The sequence below is a fragment of the Oleiphilus messinensis genome (assembly GCF_002162375.1).
Lineage (GTDB): Bacteria > Pseudomonadota > Gammaproteobacteria > Pseudomonadales > Oleiphilaceae > Oleiphilus > Oleiphilus messinensis.
The window spans coordinates 6,067,257-6,078,904 of record NZ_CP021425.1; the positions used below are offsets into that span (position 1 = coordinate 6,067,257).

The following is an 11,648-nucleotide window of genomic DNA, read 5'->3' on the forward strand; positions in this document are numbered from 1 at the left end:
CAAAGAAGCCACACCATGGCTTTGATAACGGTGAAAATTAAGAAGTGCAGGCTAAACCAGAAAGGATTTATAGCAAAAGCATGTTCCGGTAGATCGAAGAGACAACAGGTAATTCCTTTTCCAGTGCCGGGACATCCTAAATTACTGAATCAGATCGGTCAATATTTGGAGATGCGGATTAATTTCGGTTTGAATGCAACATAGAATTGAAATAACATTTAGGTTTTCCATCTTCTAGCTGAGATCACTTGGTAGTGCTTCCGGATGTTTCATACACCGCTTGCAAGCTCGATATCCGGCGGCTACGGCTTCGCTCTCCGAACGAAAAAATACCCGATTTTCCCGCTTCATCCGCCGCCCCGAAGTACATGACAGGGTGCCGTAGATCTTTAATTTCCGGTTCCCCGCAAAACGAATTTTTTGTGTCCGGAGCAAACGCCATAAGCGCTGGTCAGAAATTTCACTGTGTCTGATCACGCTGGGTGCCTCATCACGCTCAAGACCGGGCATCATGGAACAAAATACCCAGCGCGTATCGACTACCACTACGCACTTCACTCACGCCATGCTTCATCGGTAGTCCTGCTCCGGGTTCACTCAGTAATACAGCGGCTTGAATCGGGAAGAAAACATCACCATAAAGATCCTGACGCAAGGTATTAAATCCACCTTGTTCGCAATGCAAAATCAGTGGCAATACATTCTCCTTTTCTTTGGTATCAGAAACCCACCTTATGCTCGAACCGAAGGCTTTTCGACCCGTTTCTTGTGCTCAGACTGTGTGCTTTTAGTGTGTGCCTTTTAAGCTAAAGACTCAATTCGTTTTTTATAAGTACGTGGTGACTCACCTGTCCATTTTTTAAAGGCTTTGCTGAATGCCGAAGAATCGTAATAGCCCAAGCGCAATGCAATATCGGTGATCGGGCGGGTGCTGGTACGCAGCATTTCACAGGCCAGATCTTTACGGTAGAGCTCGATTTCGTTGAGGTAGTTTGTGCCCATCATTTGCAACTTCCGGTGCAAGGTGCGGCTACTCATACTAAGCAGGGTGGCGGCTTCCGAAAGGTCAGGCAACTGGCGTTGTTGCTGGAAGATTTTACGTAAATCATTAATCAGGGTGTCCGCCTGAACCGGCCCCCTGCTGGCAGCAAAGGTTTTTTCCACCAGACTGGCACTCTGAACATCGGCGAGTTTAAGCGAACGGGCAGCGGTTTTAATGGAAACAGCAAAAACGGTGTCGGGTTGATCAAAGCGAACAGGACATTGGAAAAATTGTCTGTACCGTGCTGCATATTCCGGGGCAGGATAGCCGAAGCCAAGGTAGAGTGGCTCCACTTCCTGGCCCAGCAAAAACTTGAGAATGTTGTAAAAATTAGTTAGCACGGCTTCAGCATAAAAACGCCCTAACGGTGCCAAAGAGGTGGTTTCAATAATGCGCAATAACACAGCCTCATCGGATTCCACCAGCTCCATAACATAGGCCGGAAATAATTTTTCACACAGCCGCGTCGCGGCAACCAGACAATCTTTGTAAGTCTGTTGTGACATCGCAGCGAATGAGGCTAGACCGTGACACATGAGGCTCCATCGCATACCCACTGATAAGCCGAAATCGTGAGCCCCCATTTCACGATACACACGTTCAATCAAATAATTTGTTTCGTTTATTGACATCCATTGGGGATCGCTTCGGTACTTGACCAGAAAATCATCGAATCCTGCCCTTGTCTTCGGTAATTTCTCCGTCAATTGCTCGATGACGTCAAGGCACTCCAGAATATATGCCGGCTGGATAATAGGTGTATTCCGATCCATAGTGCTCGCTTTATTATTGTTTGAGATTAATTTTTGCGCATTACCCTGCACTTCTAAATTACGGTTCAAGCGTCCTGTGAGAAATAGCCCAAATGACGGATAAGCTCGGCGCTAGAGTCAAAACGACACGTCAAGCAACGAAATAAAAAACGGGTCACAACATAAGTGTGAACTCAAACATTCCAGACTAGCCATCAGCCGCTTCAAATTGGCAAACGGATACAAGTTTTCATTTGCCACTCCCGTCAGAATTTCTCCTAAGGGCCTGACGCGACAAAAAACAACGCTAGCAGAGACCAAACATAAAAAACGTCGACAGGCCCTGGCTTACACCGTTAAGCAATTTAAGCACTTTAAAAATAAACACGCTTAATAAAGGAGCAACAGATACATGACACACAAGCAACCACTCATCCCCGTGCACTTCAAGAAACGCTCATTTCTGGTAGCGCTCGCGCTCAGCCTGCCACTACAAGGTCTATCACTTCAGGCTAACGCCAGTGCCGTAGTTGGCCCGGATAATATGAACTTCTATTCCCCTCCTGCCATGTCTTCGGGAGATCATGGTGATCTAATCTGGTACCGGGAAGCCAATATCACTCTCAATGCCCAGTCTCCTGCAGTAAAGGCGTGGGATGTACTCTATCATTCCACTGATGCGATAGGGCAACCCAATGTTGTATCAGGGACAATAATCGTGCCGGATACCTCATGGACAGGCTCCGGATCACGCCCGATGATCACCTACGGCGTCGCCACCCATGGCTTGGCCCAAGGTTGTGCCCCCTCTCTACAACTAGCTGCGGGTACCGAGTATGAAGAAGCCAACCTCAATGCAGCCTTACAACGGGGCTACGCAGTATTGGTGAGCGACAATCCCGGTTACACGAACGATAGTGGGGTAACACCTTACATGGTCGGAAAAGCCCAGGCACATGCGGCGCTGGATATTGTCACCGCCGCAGGAGAAATACCTGGTGCAATTGATCCAAACGCGAAACTGGGTATCTGGGGTTACTCTCAGGGTGGCCAGACCGCAGCCTGGGCCGGAGAGTTGCAGCCGTCCTATGCACCACAACTGAATCTGGTAGGTGTAGCCTCGGGCGGAACACCAGCAGACTTACTTGACACTGCATTCTATTTGAATGGTAGCACCGGCTCATCGTTTTTTCTCGGTGCCATTATCGGCCTGAGCACCCAGTATCCTGCGGAAATTCCAATTGAAGATGAAATCAATGCTGCCGGCTCTGCAGCCCTGGCCACAGCAAAAAATCAGTGTATTTTTGAGTCACTATTTGAGTTTATGAATGACGATATTGACCAGTACACGTTGGGTAATCGGGGGCTGGATGAGTTGCTGACTGAATTGCCCGAAGCGGCGGCTGTCGTCGAAGAGCAATCCATGGCCCAAGAAAAAATGAAGGCGCCACTTTATCTTTACCACGGTCAAGCTGATGAATTTATTCCGCTGGATCAAAACTATGACCTCAAACGTCAATACTGTCGTTTGGGTTCAAATGTCACCTTTGATTTATACCCAAGCGAGCACGTAGTAACCCAGTTTCAAGCGGCTCCATTTGTGTTGGACTGGCTCGACAATCGTATGAAAGGGTATCCGACACTGGGCTCTTGTATAACCTTCAAACCCCGGCCTCAATCCACCGCAAACCCCGGCGGCGGTAATTTTATCGTGAGCCTGGACGAGTGGCCGTTGACTGCTTCCATGCATCTCAAATCTCTGGATCAAACCGTTAACCTCCCGAAAAAATCCACGTTCAGTGCCGACACCGATATGACTGCACAGACGCTGGATGGCACCATGACGGTTCCTGATTTTTCCACCAAACTCAATATTGTACTGCCACTGGATGTGAAACTTTCGGTTAAACCCGCTCAGGCTACGAACGGGACAGTACAACTGGATAATAACGGTATCTTAAGTATTAGTGGCAATGCCTATGCTGACATTACCGTTAAATCTGCCGGTATTTCCTTCTTCCAGATCCCGTTTGGCTGTCAAACTGAATCCGCAGTTGCATTCCCGCTCGAGTTCACCGGCCCGGTCTCCTCACTGGGTGATGGGCAATTGACCTTCACGGGCACAACCAGCTTTCCGGCGATGAAGAACTGTGGTCTGTTCAACGGCTTGTTCACCACCTTGATGTCAGGCCCGGGACAACAATACAGCTTCAACGTTGCGCCCCCCGAACCAAAGCGTAACTAACGATAGTCAGCATCAATCGTGCTGCTGCCAGCGTGGTGTAAACCGCTGGCAGCGTTTTTTACCGCAACAAGACGTTTTGTAGTTAAGGAGATTTGCCCATGTCACACTCTCGAATTCTCAGCCTGACGCAAATAAACACCTTCGGCCGAATAACACTTATGTTTATTGTGACGGTGGTGGTCGCTTGCGCTATGGTTTGGTTCTCACCCGGACAGATCCGGAATGCGACCCCGGTATACTCACCGGAGATTCAAGTTCATTCGAACAACCCGGTTTCAGCGGCGAACTCCGCGCCAGCCCCATTGAAGCAGCACAGTCTCGCATCACTCCAGTCACTTTCAGATCAGGAAATACAGGATCTACAACGCAGCGCCAATGAGGCGGCCATATTACCCGCCGCATTTCAAGCGATCACAACCCCGCTCATTGAACGGCCTGACTTTGTTTCCCCCTTTGAATGGATTGTGTTAACCCAGATCGCAGATGGCCAGGCTGATTCGGAAACGTATCTGGTGAAACTGGTCAAAAGCCTGAGATTCAATAAGCAATATGATTGGTGGCAACAACAGAAAGAGACCGCCCCACCAGCCAGAGTGAAACAAGTTGCACAACGTTTATTAACAGACATTCCTGAGCGCATCACCTCGGGCGATTTGGACCAAAGCCGAGCACAACAGTTGCAATTCGCGATCATCAATGATTTAGTGAGTGACGAGCAACAACGACAGGTGTTATTGACCCATGAAGCGAAACGAATCGGGGTTACGTTTGAGGTTAAGTCCTACTAGTTTGCGTTTGAGCAATTTGAGTTCAACTGCTTTTTGTTCGATCAAGACCCATCAGTCTGCAACTCAAAGAATGGATTGCCAGACTCGACAGGCTAAAAGGCCCAGACCATGAAGGAGGTGCTGGACTGGGCCATAAAGTTAGCGGGCATAATTGCACTCGCTTATCTTATCCTGCTGATTTTTGTTTATTTTTGGCAACGCAAACTACTGTATTACCCTGATTCAGAGCGCGCAGACGCCGCAGAATTACAGCAAGCACAACTGCAAGAATGGCCACCTGACCCGGAACAACCTTTTCGGGGTTTGTTGGGTGGGCAGTTAACCTCGCCTAAAGGGACGGTGCTCGTCTTTCACGGGAATGCCGGTGCCGCCTGGCATCGCTTTTATTACAGCCATGCCCTGGGCAAATTAGGCTACCGGGTAATTCTTGCCGAGTACCCCGGCTATGGCGGACGCCCGGGTTCCCCAAGTGAAAGTACATTGGTTAATGATGCCGTCGCCTCTCTGGATCTGGCACTGCAACGGTTTCCGGAACCTGTTTATGTCTGGGGTGAATCCCTCGGCGCGGGTGTCGCGGCCGCACTGGTGCAACAACGTCCCGACCACATCAAGGGCACCATTCTGCTCACCCCCTGGGACACCCTGCCGGATCTCGCCAGTCATTACTATCCTTATCTGCCGGTAAAATGGCTAATCCGTGATCACTACCCCAGTACACTCAATTTACAGGGCTATTCGGGCCGGATTGCCTTGATTATTGCTGCGCAAGACGAGATTATTCCTGTAAACCACTCGATGACATTGTTCGATAGCATTTCCACCGAAAAACAATTATGGCAATTTCCGGACGCAGGCCACAACAGCTGGCCGTTTAACGCGGATGAGCCCTGGTGGTCGGACGTGATGCAATTTGTTTCGGAATAGTCCAGCCCATGAAAAAATATATCATGCCTTATGCCGCCAGACTCATTTCCAGCGATGCACTTCTGGCATACAAGCGCAGCCTTCGGGAACAAAAACGACGGATCAGATTCAAGCCACACGAACTGGATATTTTTATTCGCGCGGATGATCCCTACAGTTTTTTGCTCATTCAGGTGTTAGAGTCTTTTTTAGACCGCTTCAATGTTGTCGCCCACTATCATGTCACGCAACGTTCGCAACCGGATATGTTCCCGGAAGAGGGGCTCTGGCACGCCTATGCCTGCCACGACGCCTACCACCTGGCCCGGCTTTATGGTTTGAAGTTTCCCCTACGTCAGCACGAACCAGACCACCAACGTATTCGGGCGGTCACCAAATCACTGGTTGCGCAGGAAACACAAAGCGATTTTGTCCAAATTGCCAACCGACTACTTCATAGCCTTTGGTTTGATCAGCAGCTCAATATCCAAACCAGTGAGCACACGGATGCTGCCGTTCACGAATTACTCAATCACAACGATGCTTTACTGCAAACCATGGGACACTATCTGGGCGCAATGATCCATTATGGCGGAGAATGGTATTGGGGGATTGACCGACTGGATCATCTGGAACAACGTTTGGCTTCACTCGGACTGGGCCAACCTGAAAACAACACATCAATCGAATTCGATCGCACCTATCGTCCCTTTTGTTACCAACCCTCGCCAACCGCGCCGCGCTGCAACATTGCCCTGGATTTTTACTGGTCCGCGCGCAGTCCCTATTCCTATCTCGCGCTAGAACGAACCATTCAACTGGCCCGCCACTATAAAATTACGCTGAACATCAAACCGGTTTTACCAATGGTGATGCGCAATTTACCGGTGCCAGAGACCAAGAAAATGTATATTTTCCATGACACCAAACGGGAGGCCCGGAAACTGGGCGTAAGTTACGGATTCGTCGCCGATCCACTGGGAAAGGGTGTGGAGCGTTGTTATGCTCTGTATGAGTATGCCCGAGCGGAAAACAAGGCGGAAGAATACCTCATCAGTTTTGCCCGGGCCGTCAACGCCGAAGGGATACACGCTGACACAGACCGGGGCATGAAACTGATTGTGGAACGCTGTGGACTGGACTGGCAGGTCGCCAAAGCGCATTTGCACAATACCGATTGGCAGACCTGGGCGGAAGCAAACCTGAACGAAATGTTAAGCCTGGGCTGTTGGGGCGTACCCAGTTTCCGGTTTGGTTCCGATTATTTCTGGGGACAGGATCGGCTGGTACTGGTGGAACGCGCAATGATTGCGGCATTGGAAAAGCCCCAACAATAGCCTCAAGCAACCACTGTAGTCCCAGAACCAAGAACCTTTACAAAACAATAACCCAACCAATCGGATAACGCCATGACTGACAAACACCCGCTGACCTCCCCTAAAGCCATACAAACTATCCGCAGTGTTGGCATTATCGGTGCCGGAACCATGGGACGGGGCATTGCCATGTCCTTCCTGAACGCCGGCTTCCTGGTGCAGCTGATCGACATGAGCCAAGAAACACTGGCTCAGGCTGAATCCGACATCCGGAAAACCACTGAGCGCCTCGTCAGCAAGGGAAAAATCGCTACAGAAGAAGCGGAAAAGAGACTAAATAATCTGCAAATCCAGACTGAGTACGATAGCCTGAGTAGCGCCGATCTGGTCATTGAAGCCGTATATGAGAACCTGGAACTCAAGCAACAGATTTTCCGCACGCTGGATGAGGTCACCCATGATACTGCTCTGCTGGCCAGCAATACCTCCTATTTGGATATCGACGCCATAGCGGCCGTTACCCGACGCCCCGAGCAAGTTCTCGGTCTGCATTTTTTCAGCCCGGCCCATATCATGCGACTGCTGGAAATCGTACGCGGCACGCAAACAGCGCCCGAAGTTATCGAAACTGCCCGGCAGCTGGCACTGCAATTGAAAAAAGTGGGCGTCGTTGCCGGAAATTGTCATGGTTTTATCGGCAACCGGATGTTGGAGCCTTATGTTTTCGAGGCACGGCGTTTACTGCTCGAGGGGGCATTGCCCCAACAAGTGGATCACGCGCTGGAAGATTTTGGCATGGCCATGGGCCCTTTCCGTATGTATGACGTCGTCGGTATTGATCTGGAATGGCGGGCCCGGCAAATGGCATCGCAACAACCAGACGCGGGGTCTGATGAAGCCTTGAATGTCAGACTCGATGATCGGCTTTGTGAACTGGGCCGCTTTGGCCAGAAGTCAGGACAGGGTTATTATCATTATGAAGCCGGTGATCGAACCGCCATCCATGACCCTGCCGTTGATGCATTGGTGCTTGAAATCTCCCGGGATGCCGGTTTCGAACGTCACCCCATACCCGATCAGACCATCGTTGAGCGCTGTATACTGGCATTAATTAATGAAGGTGCCAAAATACTACAGGAAGGTATTGCCCAGTCCAGTGCCGACATCGATACTGTTTATCTGAACGGTTACGGCTTCGCCCAGGAACTGGGCGGTCCCATGCAGTATGCAGATCGTCAGGGCCTGGAATGGGTTCTGGATCGTCTACAGCAATTCCAGGAAATGCATGGCCCTCGCTGGAAACCGGCCGATCTGATTAAAACTCTGCTCGCATCCGGGCACGCTTTTGCAGACTATCCACCACATTCAAACGAGCAACCACATTCTGACTAGCAACCGCTTTCTGCTTGACCGCGAGACGCTGAACAGATAACCGATGCACCGTAACAGGAATCCCTGATATGACACCGTTTCAATTCAATACCACGAAAAGCCTGATCAGTGAGGCGGGTGCAGCTGACAATCTGGCCGAGATATGCCAGCCCTACGCGCCCAAAAATATTCTGATCGTGACTGATCCCGGTATTCTAAAAGCCGGTTTGCTGGAGTCCGTGCTGCCCCCGCTTCAAGCTCGCTACGGCGAAATACAGGTTTTTTCCGACGTCGAAGCAGATCCTGCTGAGCGCACGGTAAACAATGCCATCGAGCTTGCCCGATCGACCGGGGTTGATCTGGTTATCGGGTTCGGTGGCGGCAGCTCAATGGATGTCGCCAAGCTCGTCGCGTTAATCGCCTCCCCCAAGTGTACACAATCACTCTCCGATACTTATGGCGTGAATCAGGCTGCAGGTGAACGCCTGCCACTGATACAGGTCCCCACAACGGCGGGAACCGGATCAGAAGTGACGCCGATTGCGATTGTGACCACTGGCGAAACCACGAAATCCGGCATCGTTTCCCCGATTCTGTTTCCGGATGTCGCGGTACTGGATGCCAAACTCACCACCGGGCTTCCCGCCGCTGTGACTGCAGCTACGGGAATCGATGCAATGGTGCACGCCATTGAGGCCTACACCAGCAAGATTCGCAAGAACCCAATATCGGACATGTTCGCCCGGGAAGCACTCCATTTACTCGCGCGCAATATCGAGCAGGCTGTTCATCAGGGCCAAAATCTGGAAGCCCGTAGCGGCATGCTGCTCGGCGCGAATCTTGCGGGACAGGCTTTTGCCAACGCCCCCGTTGCCGCAGTGCATGCCCTGGCTTATCCACTGGGCGGTCACTTCCATATCCCCCACGGACTTAGCAACTCACTGGTGCTCCCTCAGGTGATGCGCTTCAATATGAGTGCCGCTCAGGCGCACTACGCCGAATTAGCGCCCATTATCATGGGTGAGGATTACCTGCCGGGAGAACATGCTCAGATCTGTGAACAACTGGTTCAATGGCTCGAAAATCTGATCATCAAAGTGACGTTGCCCAATCGTCTGCGTGACTGCGGCGTCCCCGAAAGCATGCTGCCCCAGTTGGCCGCCGATGCCATGTTGCAACAGCGCTTGCTGGTCAACAACCCCAGAACCATGACAGAAGCGGACGCCTTGGCCATCTATCAAGCAGCATACTAGAGCGATCAGGCTCAGGGCAGTCGATATTCAGAGCAACTCATTTTCAGAACAATTAGTTTTCTAGAACAATTAATTTTTTAGAACTATTAATTTTCTAGAACAACCAGGAGCACTATTCATTATGGCCGAATCGATGCCTGCAAATCGTGACGCATTTAAAGTGTTTTACCCAATCACCACCCGCTGGATGGACAATGACATCTATGGCCATGTCAACAATGTCACTTACTATTCCTACTTCGACTCGGCGGTCAACCGGTATCTGATCGAGGAAGGCGGTCTGGATATTCAAAACGCACCCATCGTCGGCTACGTGGTGAATTCCAGCTGCCAGTATCGCGCGCCCATCGCCTATCCGGACCAGATTGAAGTCGGTATCCGGGTCAATAAATTAGGGAACAGCTCCGTGACCTACGGGGTTGCGATTTTCAAAATGGATGAAATTGAGGCCTGTGCCTATGGCGATTTTGTGCATGTATTTGTTGATCGGGCGGAAAACCGCGCCGTGCCCATCCCGGGCCGGATCAGAGAGGCCCTGACACAATTGCAATAAATCGAACAACCAGCGTACCAATAGAAACGAATATTGCTGTTCAGCCGGCTTTGCGTGCGCTTACTTTGGCATCAACAATTCTTTTCACATGTAACTCATCCACAGTCACTTGCTGTTCTGAAAGCAAACCACTGCAACTCACCCGGATGAACTCGATCGGCCCCGTGATATCGATATCGACCTCGCCTGCCAGCATGAGAAATTCGCTCGCAGGCGCTTCCTCAACAATAACACCAAATGCGCCTTTTTTGTCTTTATAGGAAATCACCAGAGACAACGAATTCTCGGCGGGGTTCATGATGTGGAGCCATGCGGCAACATTAAACTTTAACTGCTGGCTAAAGTTATCTTGTGTTTTGGTGCTCCGTGAGGTGGCTCCCCTGAGCAACTTGAAAAACGTGGAGCGTTTTTGCTCATCATTGGCATCTTCGCAGCGGGGACTATTTGTATATTCAGATCGGGGCACTTCGGTCAAATCAAAGAGTTTTAGAAATCGTGCCGGTACTTTCTGCTGCATTACTCCCCCTCCAAAAAGGCCATCCAATTCACTATATTTTCTCATTGTTGACCAGTGCGTCACCAAAGTACATGACCCGACTAGATGGTTTTCTTCTAACCTCGTTTTGCTCAAAACGGAATCGAATATTAGCCCCCAGCCATTGCATCCAATGGCCAGAGGCTGCAGACTATGGCCTCCAAATTGAGGGAACACAACAATGGCTACCATCAAAACACCCGATAACTTTCCAGAAAAAGTCGTTTCCGACTTTCTCCATGCCCTTGAAATTCAGGACTACGAAACCGCAGAGCGCCTGCTGCATCCGGATATTCGTTATACCAATGTCTCGCTGCCGACAATCAAAGGCGATAAGCGCGTTGGCAGGCTGATACGACTGGCATTGCGTCGTGGTACCGGCTTTGCCGTGCAAATCCACGAAATGGCCAGTAATGGCAATGTGGTGCTCACTGAGCGGACAGATATACTGAAAGTCGGCCCCCTGCACGTAGGGTTTTGGGTGTGCGGTCGCTTTCAGGTGCAAAACGGACAGATTATTGTATGGCGGGACTATTTTGACTGGATGAGCATCAGCAAAGGCACGTTGAAAGGTCTGGCAGGTACACTCATTCCCGGACTCAGACCTAAATTGCCCGTTGAGCTCAACTCCTAAACGACAACGTTGATATTCTGGCCCAGATTAGAAGGCAACGGCGGTGCCGAGCTGACTGCTGCACTTGATCCCACTTGCGGTAAAGCCTCCAACAGCGCCAATGCGTTACTGGCCTGCTGGTCGATTGCTTTTTTCAACACCGCCAACTCAGCCGTTTGCTGTTGGCGGGTCTGAGCCATATGGGTTGCCAGGCTGGTCAGGTTTCCGGTTAAGTCCATGGGCCTCTCCTGTGTCGGTTCCCTCCAGCATACGCGCA

At 50.6% G+C, this 11,648-nt stretch carries 13 protein-coding genes; 8 read left to right on the plus strand and 5 right to left on the minus strand.

Going from position 1 to position 11,648, the window contains the following annotated elements:
• Positions 1–234 precede the first annotated feature (234 nt).
• From OLMES_RS26400 to OLMES_RS26410, 3 genes are all read right to left on the minus strand, one after another.
• On the minus strand, positions 235–513 hold the full coding sequence (locus OLMES_RS26400) for an Ada metal-binding domain-containing protein (RefSeq protein ID WP_198343143.1): 279 nt from the start codon (positions 511–513) through the stop codon (positions 235–237).
• Positions 497–697 (minus strand): 2OG-Fe(II) oxygenase, encoded by a 201-nt coding sequence (locus tag OLMES_RS26405; RefSeq protein ID WP_232465216.1) that lies wholly within the window; start codon positions 695–697, stop codon positions 497–499. The genes OLMES_RS26400 and OLMES_RS26405 overlap by 17 nt, the downstream gene beginning before the upstream one ends.
• 104 nt (positions 698–801) lie before the next feature.
• Positions 802–1,815, minus strand: a complete 1,014-nt coding sequence (locus OLMES_RS26410; protein WP_157678633.1) for an AraC family transcriptional regulator — start codon at positions 1,813–1,815, stop codon at positions 802–804.
• A 391-nt stretch (positions 1,816–2,206) separates the two neighbouring features.
• Here OLMES_RS26410 and OLMES_RS26415 point away from each other — a divergent pair, with 391 nt between their 5' ends.
• The 7 genes from OLMES_RS26415 to OLMES_RS26445 all read left to right on the plus strand — a co-directional run bounded on the left by OLMES_RS26415 (position 2,207) and on the right by OLMES_RS26445 (position 10,223).
• On the plus strand, positions 2,207–4,039 hold the full coding sequence (locus OLMES_RS26415) for a lipase family protein (protein ID WP_087464013.1): 1,833 nt from the start codon (positions 2,207–2,209) through the stop codon (positions 4,037–4,039).
• A 98-nt stretch (positions 4,040–4,137) separates the two neighbouring features.
• The gene (locus tag OLMES_RS26420) at positions 4,138–4,827 is read left to right on the plus strand and encodes a hypothetical protein (protein WP_087464014.1); all 690 of its coding nucleotides are present in this window, start codon (positions 4,138–4,140) and stop codon (positions 4,825–4,827) included.
• Positions 4,828–4,935: 108 nt separating this feature from the next.
• Complete coding sequence (locus OLMES_RS26425; protein WP_087464015.1) at positions 4,936–5,751, plus strand: alpha/beta hydrolase; 816 nt, start codon at positions 4,936–4,938, stop codon at positions 5,749–5,751.
• Positions 5,752–5,759: 8 nt separating this feature from the next.
• Positions 5,760–7,067 (plus strand): DsbA family protein, encoded by a 1,308-nt coding sequence (locus OLMES_RS26430; protein ID WP_087464016.1) that lies wholly within the window; start codon positions 5,760–5,762, stop codon positions 7,065–7,067.
• 72 nt (positions 7,068–7,139) lie between these two features.
• Positions 7,140–8,438, plus strand: coding sequence for a 3-hydroxyacyl-CoA dehydrogenase (locus OLMES_RS26435; RefSeq protein WP_087464017.1), 1,299 nt, complete (start codon positions 7,140–7,142; stop codon positions 8,436–8,438).
• A 68-nt stretch (positions 8,439–8,506) separates the two neighbouring features.
• Positions 8,507–9,670, plus strand: a complete 1,164-nt coding sequence (locus OLMES_RS26440; protein WP_087464018.1) for an iron-containing alcohol dehydrogenase — start codon at positions 8,507–8,509, stop codon at positions 9,668–9,670.
• A gap of 121 nt (positions 9,671–9,791) precedes the next feature.
• A complete protein-coding gene (locus OLMES_RS26445) occupies positions 9,792–10,223 on the plus strand; it encodes an acyl-CoA thioesterase (protein ID WP_087464019.1) in 432 nt (143 codons plus the stop codon).
• A 40-nt stretch (positions 10,224–10,263) separates the two neighbouring features.
• Here the strand turns inward: OLMES_RS26445 and OLMES_RS26450 are convergent, their stop codons facing one another.
• A complete protein-coding gene (locus OLMES_RS26450) occupies positions 10,264–10,740 on the minus strand; it encodes a hypothetical protein (RefSeq protein WP_087464020.1) in 477 nt (158 codons plus the stop codon).
• A gap of 199 nt (positions 10,741–10,939) precedes the next feature.
• On the opposite strand from OLMES_RS26450, the gene OLMES_RS26455 reads away from it, so the two are divergent.
• On the plus strand, positions 10,940–11,392 hold the full coding sequence (locus OLMES_RS26455) for a limonene-1,2-epoxide hydrolase family protein (RefSeq protein WP_087464021.1): 453 nt from the start codon (positions 10,940–10,942) through the stop codon (positions 11,390–11,392).
• Here the strand turns inward: OLMES_RS26455 and OLMES_RS26460 are convergent.
• A complete protein-coding gene (locus OLMES_RS26460) occupies positions 11,389–11,610 on the minus strand; it encodes a YjfB family protein (RefSeq protein ID WP_087464022.1) in 222 nt (73 codons plus the stop codon). The genes OLMES_RS26455 and OLMES_RS26460 overlap by 4 nt on opposite strands.
• Positions 11,611–11,648: the final 38 nt, after the last annotated feature.